Below are 16,810 nucleotides of genomic sequence, written 5' to 3' on the forward strand. Positions count from 1 at the left end.
CGCCGATACGGTCCCTTGCGGGGGTTCTGGTGTCTGACGGCGGCCGCTGCGGGCGGACACCCCCCGCCCCGTCCCCTTGCCGCCGTACGCGGCTTTCCGTCGCCCGCCGCCCGCCGCCGCGGGCATGCGTGCCGCCAGGGGCGGCACGGGTGGGCGGGGCGGCACCTCGTCGCGCCGAGCTGCGCACCGCCCCGCCCCTCAGCAACCACCGGGCGGTACGTCGCTGACGCCGAGCTGCGCACCGCCCCGGCCTGAGCCGCAGCCCGGCGGCGCGTCGCGAGCGCCGAGTTGCGCAGCGCCCTCGGGGCAACCCGGCAGCACCCCCGGATCGGCCAGTTGTGCAGGGAACAGGCCAGGGCAGGAGCCCCTAGCGTCCCCTTATGAGGGATCGTTTCACCCGTACGGAGTAAATGTGCTCAAGCTGCCGGAATGGCCGGGCACCGGCCCCCTACGGTCGCACGGGTGATGAGCAGCAGCCCGGAAACCTCGACCCGCACCACCGGCGCACACCGGGCGCACCGCGAGGCGCGTGACCGCGGCGCCGCGAGGACGCTGGCGCAGCGGACGCCTGCGCGCTACGAGCCCTACCTGGACGGGCTGTTCACCTACTGCCTGTCCGTACTGTGCGACCACGACACCGCGACGGCCGCGCTGGGTGACGTACTGGCGCTCGCGGAGCGGCGGGGCGGGCGCGCGCCCGAGGCCGCCGACGACCGCCGGGCCTGGCTGTACGCCCTGGCCCGCTGGTCGTGCCTGCGGAAGATGGCGGAGGCCAGGCAGAAACGCCAGCCCGGCCACGCGGCGGGCCGCCACGGCCCCCGGCCCAGGCCGGTCCCGGCCCAGGGACCGCCCGTCTCCGAGGAGGCACAGCAGCGGCGGCGCCGCGAACTGGCCCTGCTCGCCTGGCCGGAGGCGGCAGGCACCAGCCCGGAGCAGCGCGAGGCCCTGGAGCTGGCCGTACGGCATCACCTGGCCGCCCACGAGGTCGCCGCCGTGCTGGGCCTGGACCTCGCCGCGGCCCGCGAACTCCTCGCCTCCGCCGCCTGCGAGGTGGAACGCACCCGCGCCGTGCTCGCCGTCGTGGAGACCGGCGGCTGCCCCGGCGTCGCCCGTCTCACCGGCGACCAGCAGCTCGTGCTCAGCACCGCCCTGCGCCGCGAACTGGTCCGGCACGTCGACGACTGCCCCCGCTGCCGGCGCGCCGCGGAACGCGCCGTGCCCGGCCGCTGGCCCGGCGCGAGCGTCACACCCGAGGCGCTGCCCGTGCTGGAGGCCCCCCGCGCGGCCCTGCACGTCGCGATGGCGCACCACCCGCGCGCGCGGGGCGCGGCCGTCCCCCGCTTCGACCGGCGCGGCTTCCCGATGGACCCGAAGGACCGCGCCGCCCGCCGCGACCGGCTGCGCGCGCGTGCCGTCACGACGACCGTGGTCGCCACCGTCGTCGCCGCGCCGGTGATCGCCCTGTGGTCCGCCTACCGCGGCGGGCCCCTCGCCGACGACGGCGAGGGCGGCGGCCCCGGCGCCGCCGCCGGCCGGGACCACGGGCCCGGCGGCCTCGAAGGGCCCGCCGCCGGCGGCGGCTACGAGAACGCGGGCAACGCCAGCACCCGGCCAGGCGGCGGCTTCGGCGAGGGCGCGTCCGACGTGTCCGTCGAGGTCATCAGCGTCAACGGGGTCGGCACGAAGGGTCCCGGGCAGCTGGAGGTGACGGCCGGTACCAGCGGTGACACCACCCTCATCACGCTCACCGCCTCCGGCGACGAGCCCGTGCGGTGGTCGGCCGCGACCGGAGCCCGCTGGCTGTATCTGAGCCGGTCGTCGGGAACCCTGCGGCCCGGCGAGTCGGTGACGGTCAAGGTGTACGTCGACCCGCTCCGCGAGCCCTCCGGGCACTGGCACGCGCGCGTGGCCGTCGCGCCCGCGGGCGTCATCGTCTCCATCGAGGGCTACGGCACCGCCCCCAGCCCCGCCGCCCCCGCACCGGAGCCGCGGCCCAGCAGCCCCGGGAACCCCCCACCCGTCGACCCGACCCCTACGCCGACGGCGTCCTCCGCCGAGCCGACCCCGAGCCAGCCGCCCTCGACGCCCGCCCCCGAGCCGACTCCCAGCAGTTCCGCCCCGACCGACCCGGGCTCGTCGCCGCCGGGCGACAGCGGCGACCCGAGCCCCTCCACGTCGTAGGCGCTCAGCCGACCGGGTCCGCCGGGTGCGGGGCCAGCAGGGGGAGCTGCGAGGCCAGGCGCTGCTCGCACAGCTCGACCAGGCGGTCGTAGCCGGCCTTGCCCATCAGTTCGGTCAGTTCCGCCCGGTAGGAGACGTAGACCGGATCGCCCGCGCCGTGCGCCGAGGTCGCCGAGGTGCACCACCAGTGCAGGTCGTGGCCGCCCGGACCCCAGCCGCGGCGGTCGTACTCACCGATGGAGACCTGGAGGACACGGGTGTCGTCGGGGCGGTCGATCCAGTCGTAGGTGCGCCGGACCGGCAGCTGCCAGCACACGTCCGGCTTGGTCTCCAGCGGCTCGCGGCCCTCCTGCAAGGCCAGGATGTGCAGCGAGCAGCCCGCGCCGCCCGCGAAGCCGGGGCGGTTCTGGAAGATGCACGAGCCGTTGAACGGACGGGTCTGGCGGGAGCCCTCGTCGTCCTCGGAGACCCAGCCGTGCTCCGTGCCCTCGTCGTGGTGCTGCCAGATCTCCGGCGTGAGCCGCGCCACGTGCTCGGCGACGCGCTTCTCGTCGTCCTCGTCGGAGAAGTGGGCGCCCAGCGAACAGCACCCGTCGGCCGCGCGGCCCGCCTGGATGCCCTGGCAGCCGCTTCCGAAGACGCAGTTCCACCGGGAGGTCAGCCAGGTCAGATCGCAGCGGAAGATCTGCTCGTCGTCCGCCGGATCGGGGAACTCCACCCACGCGCGGGCGAAGTCGAGCCCCTTCTCGTCGGCTTTCAGGGCCTTCTTCGACAGCTTGGATGCTTTCGCCCGCGAAGAATCCACGGCCGATTCGACCTTCTTGTCGTCCTTCGCCTTTTTCGTCTTTGGCACCCGTCCAGGGTAAGTCGCCGGACACCCCTGGCGGGACCGCTCCGCTCACGTCCCGAGGGGCGGAGCACGGCCCGGCTGGCAGTAGCGTTCCGTACATGAGACTCGGTGTCCTGGACGTGGGAAGCAATACGGTGCATCTGCTGGTGGTGGACGCGCACCCCGGCGCACGGCCGCTGCCCGCACACTCGCACAAGGCGGACCTGCGCCTGGCCCAGCTGCTCGACGAGGCCGGGGCCATCGGTCCCGACGGGGTGGAGCAGCTGATCGCCGTAGTCCACGACGCCCTCCAGGCGGCCGAGGACAAGGGTGTGGAGGAACTGCTCCCGTTCGCCACCTCCGCCGTGCGCGAGGCCACCAACGCCGACGAGGTCCTCACCCGCGTGCACGAGGAGACCGGCGTCGCGCTCCAGGTCCTCAGCGGCGCCGAGGAGGCCCGGCTCACCTTCCTCGCGGTCCGCCGCTGGTTCGGCTGGTCGGCCGGAAAGCTGCTGGTCCTGGACATCGGCGGCGGCTCCCTGGAGATCGCCTACGGCATCGACGAGGAGCCCGACGCGGCCGTCTCCCTGCCGCTCGGCGCCGGCCGCCTCACCGCCGGCTGGCTTCCCGGCGACCCTCCCGACCCCGACGACATAAGGGCCCTGCGTCGTCATGTCCGCGCCCAGATCGCCCGTACGGTCGGTGAGTTCAGCCGCTTCGGCGCCCCCGACCATGTGGTCGCCACCTCCAAGACCTTCCGGCAGCTCGCCCGCATCGGCGGCGCCGCCCGTTCCGCGGACGGCCTCTACGTCCAGCGCGACCTCAAGCGCGAGTCCCTGGAGGCCTGGGTGCCGCGGCTGGCGGGCATGACCACCGCCGAGCGCTGCGAGCTGCCCGGCGTCTCCGAGGGGCGGGCGGGCCAGCTGCTGGCGGGCGCGCTGGTGGCCGAGGGCGCGATGGACCTGTTCGGGGTGGAGACCCTGGAGGTGTGTCCGTGGGCCCTCAGGGAGGGTGTCATTCTGCGCAAGCTGGACCATATGCCGACGTAGGCGGCGTTTTCGGGAGGTTCGGGGGCGTACCCGGTTACGGGGCCGCGGGGCCCGCCTGCCCAGCCGAAGTGAGGAACGGCGCACAGCGGCCATCTCCCCCGGCCCACCCGCCAAAGACACGTACGCTGTAGCTCGTGGCAGATCCAGTCGTGCGTATTCCGGATGCGAAGGTCGCGCTGTCCACGGCCTCCGTCTACCCGGAGTCCACGGCGACGGCCTTCGAGATCGCCGCGCGCCTCGGCTACGACGGCGTCGAGGTCATGGTCTGGAACGACCCCGTCAGCCAGGACGTCGACGCCCTGCGCCGGCTCAGCGACCACCACGGGGTGCCGATCCTCGCCGTGCACGCCCCCTGCCTGCTCATCACGCAGCGCGTCTGGTCGACGGACCCCTGGACCAAGCTCCAGCGGGCCCGCGCGGCCGCCGAGAAGCTCGGCGCCACCACCGTCGTCGTCCACCCGCCCTTCCGCTGGCAGCGTTCCTACGCCCGCGACTTCGTCGGCGGGATCTGGCGGATGGCGAACGAGACCGATGTGCGGTTCGCCGTCGAGAACATGTACCCCTGGCGCTACCGCGACCGCGAGATGCTCGCGTACGCCCCCGACTGGGACGTCACCAAGGACGACTACCGCCACTTCACGATCGACCTCAGCCACGCCGCGACCGCCCGCACCGACGCGCTCCAGATGATCGACCGCATGGGCGACCGGCTCGGCCACGTCCATCTCGCCGACGGCCGCGGCTCCGCGAAGGACGAGCACCTGGTCCCCGGCCGCGGCACCCAGCCCTGCGCCGAGGTCCTGGAGCGGCTCGCCCGGACCGGCTTCGACGGCCATGTCGTCATCGAGGTCAACACCCGGCGCGCCATGTCCAGCGCGGAGCGCGAGGCCGACCTCGCCGAGGCCCTCGCCTACACCCGGCTGCACCTGGCGTCGGCGGCGGGGATGCCGAGGCCATGACCGCGCAGACCTCCCGGCGCAGGGGCCGGCCGCCGCGCGCCGAGTCCGCGGACACCCGCGACCGCATCCTCGCCGCGGCCCGTGCGCAGTTCTCCGAGCGTGGCTACGAGAAGACGTCCGTCCGCGGCATCGCCAAGGCGGCCGGGGTCGACCCGGCACTGGTCCACCACTACTTCGGCACCAAGGAGCAGGTGTTCGAGGCGGCCATCGAGGACAGCGTCGCGCCCGCGATCAGCGCCGCGGACTCCGTCGCCGACGGCCCGCTGGACGGTGTGGGGGAGCGGCTGACGCGCTTCTTCTTCGGCGTCTGGGAGAACCCGGCCACCCGTACGTCCCTGCTCGCCGTGGTGCGCTCCGCCGTCAACAACGAGACCGCCGCCGCAGTCTTCCGGCATCTGGTGGCCGCCCAGCTGCTGCGCCGGATCGCCGGGGAGCTGGACGCGCCCGACGCCGAGCTGCGGGCCGAGCTGGCGGCGGCGCAGCTGGTCGGTACGGCGATGCTGCGGTACGTGATCAAGGTGGAGCCGCTGGCCTCGGCCGAGCCGGAGCAGATCGTCGCGCGGCTGGCCCCGGTCGTACAGCTGCATCTGACCGGGTCCTGAGCCCCCTCCGCGACCCGTTCGCACAAGGGGGCGCAGGGGCGGTCGCACTGAGATACGCGTCCCGCATTCCGGACAGCGCGTCCCGGCACCTGGATGACCGGCGTACGCTCGTTAGCAGTCGGAGGTCTCTCTGACCGCAAGTCTTCTCTGATCGCAGTCTCTGAAGGAGCGAGCGACGATGCCCGAGCTGAGGTCCCGCACAGTCACCCACGGCCGCAACATGGCGGGCGCCCGCGCCCTTATGCGCGCCTCCGGTGTACCCGGTGCGGACATCGGCCGGAAGCCCGTCATCGCCGTCGCCAACTCCTTCACCGAGTTCGTGCCCGGCCACACCCACCTCCAGCCGGTCGGCCGGATCGTCAGCGAGGCGATCCGGGAGGCGGGCGGCATCCCGCGCGAGTTCAACACGATCGCCGTGGACGACGGCATCGCGATGGGCCACGGCGGCATGCTGTACTCCCTGCCCTCCCGCGACCTGATCGCCGACTCGGTGGAGTACATGGTCGAGGCGCACTGCGCCGACGCCCTGGTCTGCATCTCCAACTGCGACAAGATCACCCCGGGCATGCTCAACGCGGCCCTGCGCCTGAACATCCCGACGGTCTTCGTCTCCGGCGGCCCCATGGAGTCCGGCCGGGCCACCCTGGTCGACGGCACGGTCCGCACCCTCGACCTGGTCGACGCGATCTCCGACGCGGTGAACGACAAGATCTCGGACGAGGACATCCTCCGCATCGAGGAGAACGCCTGTCCGACCTGCGGCTCGTGTTCGGGCATGTTCACCGCCAACTCGATGAACTGCCTCACCGAGGCGATCGGCCTGTCCCTGCCCGGCAACGGCTCGGTCCTGGCCACCCACACGGCCCGCCGCCGCCTCTACGAGGACGCCGCCCGCACGGTCATGGACATCACCCGGCGCTACTACGAGCAGGACGACGACACCGTCCTGCCGCGTTCCGTCGCCACCTTCGCGGCCTTCGAGAACGCCATGGCCCTCGACATCGCCATGGGCGGCTCCACCAACACGATCCTGCACCTGCTGGCCGCCGCCCAGGAGGCGGAGATCCCCTTCGGCCTCGCCGAGATCGACGCCGTCTCCCGCCGGGTGCCGTGTCTGGCCAAGGTCGCGCCGAACGTCGCCAAGGACCGTACGTACTACATGGAGGACGTGCACCGCGCCGGCGGCATCCCCGCCCTCCTCGGCGAACTGCACCGCGCCGGCCTGCTGAACGAGGACGTCAACTCCGTCCACAGCGCCACGCTCGCGGACTGGCTCAAGACCTGGGACGTGCGCGGCGGTTCGCCCTCCCCCGAGGCCGTGGAGCTGTGGCACGCGGCCCCGGGATGTGTGCGCTCCGCGGAGGCCTTCTCCCAGTCCGAGCGCTGGGACACCCTCGACACCGACGCCGAGAACGGCTGCATCCGCTCCGCCGAGCACGCCTACTCCAAGGACGGCGGCCTCGCCGTCCTCAAGGGCAACCTCGCCGTCGACGGCTGTGTGGTCAAGACGGCCGGTGTCGACCCGTCGATCTGGACCTTCGAGGGCCCGGCCGTCGTCTGCGAGTCGCAGGAGGAGGCCGTCCAGAAGATCCTCACCCAGCAGGTCAAGGAGGGCGACGTCGTCGTCATCCGCTACGAGGGCCCCAAGGGCGGCCCCGGCATGCAGGAGATGCTCTACCCGACCTCGTACCTCAAGGGCCGGGGCCTCGGAAAGGCCTGCGCCCTGATCACCGACGGCCGCTTCTCCGGCGGCACCTCGGGCCTGTCGATCGGCCACGCCTCCCCCGAGGCGGCCTCGGGCGGCACCATCGCCCTGGTCGAGGACGGCGACCGCATCCGCATCGACATCCCGCGGCGGACGATCGAGCTGCTCGTCGACGACGCCGAACTCGCCCGCCGCGAGGAGGCGTTGGCCGGGGCGTACGCGCCCAGGAACCGTGAGCGCAAGGTGTCCGCGGCGCTGCGGGCGTACGCGGCGATGGCCACGAGCGCGGACAAGGGCGCCGTGCGGGACGTGACGAAGCTGGGCTGAGGCCCCTGAAGTCTCTCAGGGCCGTCCCTTGGGGGCCGCCTTCCCTTCCGGGAGGCGGCCCTTCGTCATGTCACCAGGCCGCGGGGTTCCGGGCCGGCACGGAGAACACCGTGCCGTCGGGGGCGGAGGCGTACACGCGCGTGCCGGAGACGACCGGCGCGGGCAGATAGGCGGGTACGACGTCCGAGGCGTCGGCGGGGCGCGGGGGCGTCTGCCCCAGCAGCCGGCCGTTGCCCGCGTCCACCGCGAGGAGACGTCCGTCAGGGGTGGAGACGTACACCTGCCCACTGTCGGCGACCGGATCCGAGCCACGGCTCACCGCGGTCTCCAGCACCCAGATCCGCTTGCCCGCGTCCATGTCCACCGCCTCCAGCGAACCGCCCGCGGTCAGCAGATAGACCGTGTTCCCGTGTACGCCGACCCGCGGATCGTCCCGCGACACCGGCAACCGCACCCGGCGGGACGCACCGCTCGCCGGGTCGTAGCGCACGACCGCGCTCACGTCCTCGTGCAACTGGTCGGCGGCCACCAGGAAGAGGGAGCCCTCGTGGGAGCCGACCGGCTTCAGCTCCCCCCGCAGCTCCGCCTTCCACCGCACCTCACCCGTCGTCGGGTCGAGCGCGACCACCTCGCTGCTGCCGTCGCCCAGCGCGTCCACGGCGTACGCCAGCGGATCCCCGGCGAACGACATGAAGTACGGCGTGCTCAGCCCCTCGACGCGATGGCTCCACACCGGCTTGCCCGTGGCGCTGTCCACCCCGGTGATCCCACCGTCCGCCCCGGTGAGCAGCAGCATGTCTCCGGCCGGCCGGAGGGCGACGTGCGCGGGCATCTCCCGTTCCCAGAGCGGCTCGCCCGACGCGGGGTCGAGGCCCGCCATCCGGCTGCTCTCCTCCGCCATGGGCTGCACGAGACCGCCCGACAGCACGGGCGGAGAGCTGACCCGGGAACCGGCCGTGGCGGTGCGCCACAGCACGGAACCGTCGGACGGGGAGAGCGCGAACACCGTCCCCGGCCGCGCGCACAGCACCGCCGAACTCCCGTAGGAGCACTGGGCGGCACCCTCCTCACCCCGTACCGGGCGGGTCTCCCACGCGCGGACCGCGGCGGTGGCGGGGTGCCGGTCACCGGCCGGGCGGCGGGGCTCCCCGCCGCCCCCGACGAGGGCGAGGACCGTGCCGGTGACCGCCAGCACGAGCGCCGCCCCGGCCGCGACCACGGCGACGCGCCGGCGCGAGCGCCGCGGTGCCGTGGGGGGCGCCGTACGGGACGGCTCTCCCGTGCGCGGCTCCGGCCGTTCCACGCCGCCCGTGCGCTGCGTCGGTATGAACGCCTGGGTGTCGTAGGAGGCGGCCACCGACCGCAGCTCCCGCATCAGTTCGTCCGGAGTGGGCCGCTCCGCGGGCTCCTTGGCCAGACACCGCGACACCAGCGGGGCGAGGCCGTCGGGGACGCCGGCCAGATCGGGCTCGTCGTGCACGACCTGGTAGGCGACGACATAGGGGCTGTCGGAGTCGAACGGACCCCGGCCCGTCGCCGCGTGCACCATCACCGACCCGAGCGCGAAGATGTCGGCCGCGGGCCCGACCTCACGCGGGCGCCGGAACTGCTCGGGAGCCATGAACGGCGGCGTGCCGATCAACTTACCCGTCTCGGTCCGCAGTTCACTGTCCTTCGGACGGGAGATCCCGAAGTCGATCACTTTCGGCCCGTCCTCGGCGAGCAGGACGTTGCTCGGCTTCAGGTCCCGGTGCACCACACCGACCCGATGGATGTCGCGCAGCGCCTCCGCCAGCCCCGCCATCAGCCGGCGCAACTGCTCGGTGTTCATCGGCCCGTTCCGCTTCACATGATCGGAGAGCGTGGGGCCGGGGATGAACAGGGTCGCCATCCAGGGCCGTTCGGCATCCGGGTCGGCGTCCACCACCGACGCCGTGAACGCGCCGCTCACCCGTCGGGCAGCGGCAACCTCCTGCCGGAAACGGCCCCTGAACTCGGGATCCCTGGCGAACTCGGCATGCACGACCTTGACGGCCAGCGTCATCCCCGAGGTGCTGCGCGCCTGATGGACGACGCCCATGCCGCCGGAGCCGAGACACGACTCCAGCAGGTAGTGCCCGGCGTACTCGGGAAGTTCCGCTTCCGCTTCGATGCCGGTGTTGCCCTGCGGCGCCATGAACCACCCCCGTGCCGTTCGTCCGCGCCCGCGACGCGAGGAGCCTAGTCGATGGTTCGTGCGATACCGAGGCGGCTTGCTAGCCTCCGGGTGCGAGTCGCGCACGGTGTTTTCAGGGCGTGATTCGAGACATTCAGCGGGCCCCCGCGCCGAGCCGGGGCCGACGGGGGAGGTTTCCATGGCTGTCGAGCACGCCGAAGAGGCCGAGGGCACGAACGAGGCGCAGTCCGCCGAGGCGTCCGGCCTGCGCTACTACTCGGTCGCCCCTGGCGTCCGTCTCAACGTCCGCAGCGGCCCGGGCACCGGCTACCGCATCCTGCGGCTCCTGCCCGAGGGCGCCAGGGTCCCGATCTACTGCCAGACGCCCGGCACCACGGTGACCGGCCCCTACGGCACGTCCAACATCTGGGACAACATCAGCAACGGCGAGTTCGTCGCCGACGCGTACGTGAACACGGGCAGCGACGGGTACGTCGCCTCGCGCTGCGGCTGACGGGACGGGGCCCAGCCGACCAGGCACGACCCGGCCGCCTCGACGAGGGCCGATTCCGCGTGGGCCGATTCGGCGGGGGCTTCTCGACGTGGGCTGATTCGACCGGGCTGCTTCGGCGGGGGTTCCTTCGACGTGGGCCTACCCAGGGTGCCCTCCGGAGGAGCCCGCGCCGCCCCGGGACATAATCGAGCCGTGAGCGACAAGCAGAACGGCAACGGCACCCCGGACCAGGCGGAGGGCTCCCACCCCGGCGCCCCCGCCCCCGAGCCCATCCGCCTCTTCGGCACCACCTGGGTGAACCACGACAACGGCTACGGCCTGCGCCGCGTCGGTGCCGCCGTCGGCTCGCTCGCCCTGGCCGCGGCCGCCTGCCTGGTCCTGCGCTTCGCCTACGAAGGCCTCGAGATCGCGGACATCGGCTCCTTCGTCACGGTCCTGGTGATCGTGATGTTCGCGGGGTCCAGCGCCCTCGCCTTCGGCCACACCTGGGAGAGCTACCGCAAGCGCCCCGACCCCGACCGCCAGGCCTCCCTGCGCGGCCTGCTGGCCATCGGCTTCGTCGGCTCCCTGCTCGCCTACTTCCTCCGCTCGCTCACCGAGGCCCCCGGCGAGAAGCTGCGCCGCCAGGAGTACGAGGCGGCCCTCGAACGACACCAGAAGCGCTCGGCCCGCCGCACCGGCAACCCGTCCAGGAAGCGCCGCCGCTCCTGACGCCACCGGCCTCGCCGCCGCTCCTGACGACGCCGGGGGCGGCCCCGCGGTGGCGACCCCGCGGTGTCCGGCCCACCGCCGCGGGCATCGTCTCGCCGCGGCGCACACCGGATCGGGCTCCGCCCTAGAGGCCGGGCGACGCCACTGCGGGCAGCTTCGCCGACGCGTCCCGACGAAGACTGCCGGAACACCCATTCCCAGCGCCGCCACAGACACCGTCCGAAACCCACCGTGCACCCCGCCAGGGACCGCCCGAAACCCCCGCCCCGAGCCCGGCCCCGAGGCACGATGAGCCCATGACGGCTCCCACCCGCTCCGCCCGAGCCCACTCCTTCAACGCGGCCGCGGCCCAGTACGCCGCGAACCGCCCCTCGTATCCACCCGCCCTCCTCGACGCCGTCGAAGAACTCGCCGGCCGACCCCTCGAGGGCGCCCGCGTCGCGGACGTCGGCGCCGGTACGGGCCGGGCGACCGCCCTGCTGCGAGCCCGAGGCGCCGACGTGATCGCGGTCGAGCCAGGCCTCGGCATGGCCGCCGAGTTCCGCAGGGCGCTCCCCGACGTGCCCCTGGTCCGGGGCGACGGCAACCACCTCCCCCTCGCCCCCGCCTCCCTCGACCTCGTCACCTACGCCCAGTCCTGGCACTGGACCGACCCCGCCCGCTCGGTCCCGGAGGCCCTGCGCGTGCTGCGCCCCGGCGGCGCGCTGGCACTGTGGTGGAACAACAGTGCCCTGGACGTACCGTGGATCGCCGAGGCGTCTGCCCGCCTGGTCCGCCACTTCGACATCGACGTCGAGGCGGAGAAGAAGATCGGCACCCACGCCGCAGGCGCAGACCCCGAAGGGCGCCTCGACTTCGCGCACCGGAACCTGCGCTGGAGCCGCCGCGTCTCCCTCGACACCCATCTCGCCAACCTCGGCAGCCACTCGATCCTCCTCACCGACACCGAGGAACGCCGTACCGCCTTCTTCACCGAGGAGCGCCGGCACCTGCAGCGGGTCTTCCCCGACGGAATCGTCGAAGAGACCTACGACCTGGACCTGCTGGTCGCCCTGACCGCCGCCTGATCCCACGCGACGACCCACCCTTCCAGGGCCGCCGCACACACGTGGCCCATACCCGCGAGAACCAGGCGCGCCGCCCGTGCGAACCCCAGGGCGGCGCGCCTCCCTGCGACAGCCGCAAGAAGCGCCCCGGGACCCGGACGACGGTCCGGCCCGGTCCGGTCCTCGACCCCGACACGGCCGACGCCCCAAGCCGCCGCCCGGGTCCTCGCCTCGACACGGACACGGCCGACGCCCCAAGCCGCCGCTCTCGCCACGGCCGACGCCGGCCCGCCCAGGACGCCCTCGAAGAGGCCTCCCGTCCACGAGCCGCATGGGCCGTAACGGTTCAGCACCCCGCCATGCCCCGCCCCAGCACCCGCGCCGCGCCCCGCGACGCACCCACCCCGAGTCCACCACCGCAGCGCACAACGCTTGACGCGCCCTGGCCCCGGGAGGATTATTCATCACATGGTGAATTACTCGTCCGAGCCGCCGGACACCCACCCCGCACCCCAGGACACCCCCGCCGTCCACGCCGTCGGCCTCACCGTCGTACGCGGCCCCCGAACCGTCCTGCGCGGCCTCGACTTCACCGTCCCGCGCGGCCAGATCACCGGACTCCTCGGCCCCTCCGGCTGCGGCAAGTCCACCCTCATGCGCGCCGTCGTCGGCACCCAGGCCAAGGTCACCGGCACCCTGGACGTACTCGGCCACCCCGCCGGCCACCCCCGCCTGCGCACCCGTATCGGCTACGTCACCCAGGCCCCGTCCGTCTACGACGACCTGACCGTCCGCCAGAACCTCGACTACTTCGCGGCGATCCTCACCCCCGGCCGCGCGGCCGCCGCGCGACGCGACGCCGACGTCACCCGCGCCATCGACGACGTCGACCTCACCAGCCACGCCGACGCCCTGGCCGGCAACCTCTCCGGCGGACAGCGCAACCGCGTCTCCCTCGCCGTCGCCCTCCTCGGCACCCCCGACCTGCTCGTCCTCGACGAACCCACCGTCGGCCTCGACCCCGTACTTCGCCGCGACCTGTGGAACCTTTTCCACGACATCGCCACCCGCCGCGGCACCACCCTCCTCGTCTCCTCCCACGTCATGGACGAAGCCGAGCGCTGCCACCGCCTCCTGCTCATGCGCGACGGCCTGATCCTCGCCGACGACAGCCCCGAGGCCCTGCGCACCCGCACCCGCACGGACACCGTCGAGGAGGCCTTCCTCCGCCTCGTCGACGAGGCGACCGCCGCCGCGACCCCGAAAGAGACCACCCGATGACCACCACGACCACACCGGCCCCCGCGGCGAACGCCCCCACCGGCGCCCTCAACGCCTCCCGCACCCTCGCCACCGCCGCCCGCGTCCTGCGCCAGCTGCGCCACGACCCGCGCACCATCGCGATGATGATCCTCATCCCGTGCGTGATGCTCTTCCTGCTGCGCTACGTCTTCGACGGCAGCCCCGAGGTCTTCGACAACATCGGCGCCTCCCTCCTCGGCATCTTCCCGCTGATCACCATGTTCCTGGTGACCTCCATCGCCACCCTGCGCGAACGCACCTCCGGCACCCTCGAACGCCTTCTCGCCATGCCCCTCGGCAAGGGCGACCTCATCGCCGGCTACGCCCTCGCCTTCGGCGCCCTGGCCGTCGTGCAGTCGGCCCTCGCCACCGGCCTCGCCCTGTGGTTCCTCGGCCTGGACGTCACCGGCTCCGCCTGGCTGCTCCTCCTGGTCGCGCTGCTCGACGCCCTGCTCGGCACCGCCCTCGGCCTCTTCGTCTCCGCCTTCGCCTCCTCCGAGTTCCAGGCCGTCCAGTTCATGCCGGCCGTGATCTTCCCCCAGCTCCTGCTGTGCGGACTGTTCACCCCGCGCGACAACATGCACCCCGCCCTGGAAGCCGTCTCCGACGTGCTGCCCATGTCGTACGCCGTGGACGGCATGAACGAGGTCCTCAGGCACACCGACATGACCGCCGCCTTCGTCCGCGACGTCCTGATCGTCGCCGGATGCGCCCTGCTCGTCCTGGGCCTCGGCGCCGCCACCCTCCGCCGCCGCACCACCTGACCCCCGGCCCGCGTCCGTCCCGCCCACCGGACAGCGGCCCCGCCCGCGTCACCCCGATGGGAGGATGAACCCGGACGACGCACATCCCGGAGGGCACCTGAGTCATGACCCAGAAAGTCGCAGTCCTCGGCACCGGCAAGATCGGCGAAGCCCTGCTCAGCGGAATGATCCGCGGCGGCTGGTCCCCCGCCGACCTCCTGGTCACCGCCCGCCGTCAGGAACGGGCCGACGAACTCCGCACGCGTTACGGGGTCAGCCCCGTCACCAACGCCGAGGCCGCCAAGACCGCCGACACCCTGATCCTCACGGTCAAGCCGCAGGACATGGGCAGCCTCCTCGACGAACTCGCCCCGCACATCCCCGCCGACCGCCTGGTCATCAGCGGCGCGGCGGGTATCCCCACCTCCTTCTTCGAGGAGCGCCTCGCCGCCGGCACCCCGGTCGTCCGTGTCATGACGAACACGCCCGCCCTCGTCGACGAGGCCATGTCCGTCATCTCCGCGGGCAGCCACGCCACCGCCGAGCACGTGGCCCACGCCGAGGAGATCTTCGGCGCCGTCGGCAAGACCCTGCGCGTGCCCGAGTCCCAGCAGGACGCCTGCACCGCCCTGTCCGGCTCCGGCCCGGCGTACTTCTTCTACCTGGTCGAGGCCATGACCGACGCGGGCATCCTGCTCGGCCTGCCCCGCGACAAGGCCCACGACCTCATCGTCCAGTCCGCCATCGGCGCCGCGACGATGCTCCGCGACAGCGGCGAACACCCGGTCAAGCTCCGCGAGAACGTCACCTCGCCCGCCGGCACCACCATCAACGCCATCCGCGAGCTCGAGAACCACGGCGTACGGGCGGCCCTCATCGCCGCCCTCGAGGCCGCCCGCGACCGCAGCCGCGAACTCGCCTCCGGCAACAGCTGACCCTCCCCGGGCGCGGCAGGCGACCCAGCCCACCGCGCCCGGAGCAGTGCCTTCAGAAGGCCGCCCTCACAGCCGCCCCCGAGCGGGCCCCGGCCCCGACGTCGGCGGGCAGCAGTCCGATCGCCCGGTAAGCGGCGTCCACGGTCGGCCGGGCCATCGCCCGGGCCTTCTCCGCCCCGCCCCGCAGCACCGCCTCCACATACGCGGGATCCGCGCACAACTCCTTGTGTCTCGCCTGCACCGGCCTGAGGAGCTCGACCACGGCCTCCGCGGTGTCCTTCTTCAAGGCGCCGTACGAGCTGTACGCACCGCTCAGCTCCGCCGGGTCCCCGTCCGTGCACGCCGCGAGGATCTCCAGCAGATTCGCCACGCCCGGCCGCGCCTCCCGGTCGTACACGACCTCGCTCCCGCTGTCGGTCACGGCCCGCATGACCTTCCGCCGCACCACGTCCGGCTCGTCCAGCAGATAGACGATCCCCGGCCCCACGTCGTCGCTCTTGCCCATCTTCGACGTCGGTTCCTGGAGGTTCATCACCCGGGCGGCCACCCCCGGATGCGTCGCCCTCGGCACCACGAAGGTGTGCCCGTAGCGCTGGTTGAACCGCACCGCCAGATCCCGGGTCAGCTCGACATGCTGTGTCTGGTCGTCCCCCACCGGCACCTCGTCGGTCCCGTACGCCAGGATGTCCGCCGCCATCAGCACGGGATACGTCAACAGCGACAGCCGAACACTCCCGCCCCGCTCCCGCTCCCGCGCCGCCTTCTCCTTGTACTGGACCATCCGCCGCATCTCCCCGTCGGTGGCCACACACTCCATGACGTACGACAGCCGAGCGTGCTCGTCGACATGGCTCTGTACGAACACGGTGCACAGGTCCGGGTCCAGCCCCGAGGCCAGCAGCAGCGTGGCCGCCTGCCGGCTCAGCCGCCGCACCCGCGCGGGGTCGTGGTCCACGGTCAGCGCGTGCAGGTCCACGACGCAGAACAGCGCGTCCGCCCGGTGCTGGTCCACCGCGGCCCACCGCCGCATGGCCCCCAGATAGTTCCCCAGCGTCAGATGCCCGGTCGGCTTGACCCCGCTGAAGACCCGCTTCATCTCCTACCTCCTGGTCGGGACCGCCGCACCCACCGGCCGGTCCCTCAGGAGGGAGAGACAAGAACGGCCGCCGAGGCGGCGGCCGAAGATCGCATACGTGAGTCCGGCCGCCGTCAGGCGGCCCACCACTGCTGGTTGCACGTACGCGTAGTCATGAGGTCACAGTACGCCTCACGAGGGCCCTCAGGGGGAGGTTGACACGGCCTGCCCCCGTCCGTAGTGTTCTCCGAGTTGTCCGACGTGAGCGCCGACCGAGTCGGTCCCCGGACAGCCATTCCGCAAGTACCAACCATTCTCGACACGCAGTCGGCCTGTCCTGCTGCTGGCGCATGATTGGCACGCGTATTTGCGAAATGAGGAATCCGCGTTCGAAAGGACGCAGGCCCCCGATTAGCTCGGGCGCCGGGAATCCGCTAAAGTCTCACTCGTCGGAACGGCCCGAGCGGCCGGGAAGGCAAACCCCCTGACTGGGAGTCAGACGCCGAAAGGATCTGATAGAGTCGGGACCGCCGGAAAGGGAAACGCGGAAGCGGGAACCCGGAAAGCACCGAGGAAATCGGATCGGAAAAGGATCTGATAGAGTCGGAAACGCAAGACCGAAGGGAAGCGCCCGGAGGAAAGCCCGAGAGGGTGAGTACAAAGGAAGCGTCCGTTCC

Annotated in this window: 14 protein-coding genes; 11 read left to right on the forward strand and 3 right to left on the reverse strand. The window is 72.8% G+C overall.

Translation table 11 applies throughout. From position 1 onward, the window contains the following. The first annotated feature begins 462 nt into the window (after window positions 1-462). Window positions 463-2,181 carry a hypothetical protein gene (locus ACFYR0_RS37550; RefSeq protein ID WP_389338812.1) on the forward strand — a complete coding sequence of 573 codons (1,719 nt, stop codon included), beginning with the start codon at window positions 463-465 and terminating at the stop codon, window positions 2,179-2,181. 4 nt (window positions 2,182-2,185) lie between these two features. Here the strand turns inward: ACFYR0_RS37550 and ACFYR0_RS37555 are convergent, their stop codons facing one another. Then, on the reverse strand, window positions 2,186-3,034 hold the full coding sequence (locus tag ACFYR0_RS37555; protein WP_389338815.1) for a hypothetical protein: 849 nt from the start codon (window positions 3,032-3,034) through the stop codon (window positions 2,186-2,188). A gap of 95 nt (window positions 3,035-3,129) precedes the next feature. Between ACFYR0_RS37555 and ACFYR0_RS37560 the strand changes: the two genes are divergently transcribed. From ACFYR0_RS37560 to ilvD, 4 genes are all read left to right on the forward strand, one after another. After that, window positions 3,130-4,059, forward strand: coding sequence for a Ppx/GppA family phosphatase (locus ACFYR0_RS37560; protein ID WP_389338818.1), 930 nt, complete (start codon window positions 3,130-3,132; stop codon window positions 4,057-4,059). A gap of 134 nt (window positions 4,060-4,193) precedes the next feature. Then, window positions 4,194-5,018 carry a sugar phosphate isomerase/epimerase family protein gene (locus tag ACFYR0_RS37565; protein ID WP_389338821.1) on the forward strand — a complete coding sequence of 275 codons (825 nt, stop codon included), beginning with the start codon at window positions 4,194-4,196 and terminating at the stop codon, window positions 5,016-5,018. Continuing rightward, a complete protein-coding gene (locus ACFYR0_RS37570) occupies window positions 5,015-5,620 on the forward strand; it encodes a TetR family transcriptional regulator (protein WP_389338824.1) in 606 nt (201 codons plus the stop codon). The genes ACFYR0_RS37565 and ACFYR0_RS37570 overlap by 4 nt, the downstream gene beginning before the upstream one ends. 178 nt (window positions 5,621-5,798) lie before the next feature. Continuing rightward, window positions 5,799-7,652, forward strand: a complete 1,854-nt coding sequence (ilvD, locus tag ACFYR0_RS37575; RefSeq protein ID WP_389338827.1) for a dihydroxy-acid dehydratase — start codon at window positions 5,799-5,801, stop codon at window positions 7,650-7,652. Window positions 7,653-7,722: 70 nt separating this feature from the next. On the opposite strand, the gene ACFYR0_RS37580 is transcribed toward ilvD, so the two are convergent. Then, window positions 7,723-9,828, reverse strand: coding sequence for a serine/threonine-protein kinase (locus ACFYR0_RS37580; RefSeq protein WP_389338830.1), 2,106 nt, complete (start codon window positions 9,826-9,828; stop codon window positions 7,723-7,725). Between the two features lie 178 nt (window positions 9,829-10,006). On the opposite strand from ACFYR0_RS37580, the gene ACFYR0_RS37585 reads away from it, so the two are divergent. From ACFYR0_RS37585 to proC, 6 genes are all read left to right on the forward strand, one after another. Next, window positions 10,007-10,321: an SH3 domain-containing protein gene (locus tag ACFYR0_RS37585; protein ID WP_386386234.1), complete on the forward strand. Its 315-nt coding sequence runs from the start codon at window positions 10,007-10,009 to the stop codon at window positions 10,319-10,321. A gap of 192 nt (window positions 10,322-10,513) precedes the next feature. After that, on the forward strand, window positions 10,514-11,032 hold the full coding sequence (locus tag ACFYR0_RS37590) for an EamA/RhaT family transporter (protein WP_389338833.1): 519 nt from the start codon (window positions 10,514-10,516) through the stop codon (window positions 11,030-11,032). A gap of 296 nt (window positions 11,033-11,328) precedes the next feature. Further along, the gene (locus tag ACFYR0_RS37595; protein WP_389338836.1) at window positions 11,329-12,099 is read left to right on the forward strand and encodes a class I SAM-dependent methyltransferase; all 771 of its coding nucleotides are present in this window, start codon (window positions 11,329-11,331) and stop codon (window positions 12,097-12,099) included. 447 nt (window positions 12,100-12,546) lie between these two features. Beyond that, on the forward strand, window positions 12,547-13,359 hold the full coding sequence (locus tag ACFYR0_RS37600) for an ABC transporter ATP-binding protein (RefSeq protein ID WP_389338839.1): 813 nt from the start codon (window positions 12,547-12,549) through the stop codon (window positions 13,357-13,359). After that, window positions 13,356-14,144, forward strand: coding sequence for an ABC transporter permease (locus tag ACFYR0_RS37605; protein WP_389338842.1), 789 nt, complete (start codon window positions 13,356-13,358; stop codon window positions 14,142-14,144). The genes ACFYR0_RS37600 and ACFYR0_RS37605 overlap by 4 nt, the downstream gene beginning before the upstream one ends. Before the next feature lie 104 nt (window positions 14,145-14,248). Next, window positions 14,249-15,058 carry a pyrroline-5-carboxylate reductase gene (gene proC, locus ACFYR0_RS37610; RefSeq protein WP_386386225.1) on the forward strand — a complete coding sequence of 270 codons (810 nt, stop codon included), beginning with the start codon at window positions 14,249-14,251 and terminating at the stop codon, window positions 15,056-15,058. Window positions 15,059-15,110: 52 nt separating this feature from the next. Here proC and trpS read toward each other — a convergent pair whose 3' ends face one another. Then, window positions 15,111-16,154, reverse strand: coding sequence for a tryptophan--tRNA ligase (gene trpS / locus ACFYR0_RS37615; protein ID WP_389338845.1), 1,044 nt, complete (start codon window positions 16,152-16,154; stop codon window positions 15,111-15,113). Between the last annotated feature and the right edge of the window lie 656 nt (window positions 16,155-16,810).

The organism is Streptomyces sp. NPDC005017, assembly GCF_042873115.1.
GTDB lineage: Bacteria > Actinomycetota > Actinomycetes > Streptomycetales > Streptomycetaceae > Streptomyces.

What these genes read in the sequence shown, in the direction of transcription:
- ACFYR0_RS37560 (WP_389338818.1), top strand. Translation starts at nt 3,130, where the DNA reads ATGAGACTCGGTGTCCTGGACGTGGGAAGCAATACGGTGCATCTGCTG.
- ACFYR0_RS37570 (WP_389338824.1), top strand. Translation starts at nt 5,015, where the DNA reads ATGACCGCGCAGACCTCCCGGCGCAGGGGCCGGCCGCCGCGCGCCGAG.
- ilvD (WP_389338827.1), top strand. Translation starts at nt 5,799, where the DNA reads ATGCCCGAGCTGAGGTCCCGCACAGTCACCCACGGCCGCAACATGGCG.
- ACFYR0_RS37580 (WP_389338830.1), bottom strand. Translation starts at nt 9,828, where the DNA reads ATGGCGCCGCAGGGCAACACCGGCATCGAAGCGGAAGCGGAACTTCCC.
- ACFYR0_RS37585 (WP_386386234.1), top strand. Translation starts at nt 10,007, where the DNA reads ATGGCTGTCGAGCACGCCGAAGAGGCCGAGGGCACGAACGAGGCGCAG.
- ACFYR0_RS37595 (WP_389338836.1), top strand. Translation starts at nt 11,329, where the DNA reads ATGACGGCTCCCACCCGCTCCGCCCGAGCCCACTCCTTCAACGCGGCC.
- ACFYR0_RS37600 (WP_389338839.1), top strand. Translation starts at nt 12,547, where the DNA reads ATGGTGAATTACTCGTCCGAGCCGCCGGACACCCACCCCGCACCCCAG.
- ACFYR0_RS37605 (WP_389338842.1), top strand. Translation starts at nt 13,356, where the DNA reads ATGACCACCACGACCACACCGGCCCCCGCGGCGAACGCCCCCACCGGC.
- proC (WP_386386225.1), top strand. Translation starts at nt 14,249, where the DNA reads ATGACCCAGAAAGTCGCAGTCCTCGGCACCGGCAAGATCGGCGAAGCC.
- trpS (WP_389338845.1), bottom strand. Translation starts at nt 16,154, where the DNA reads ATGAAGCGGGTCTTCAGCGGGGTCAAGCCGACCGGGCATCTGACGCTG.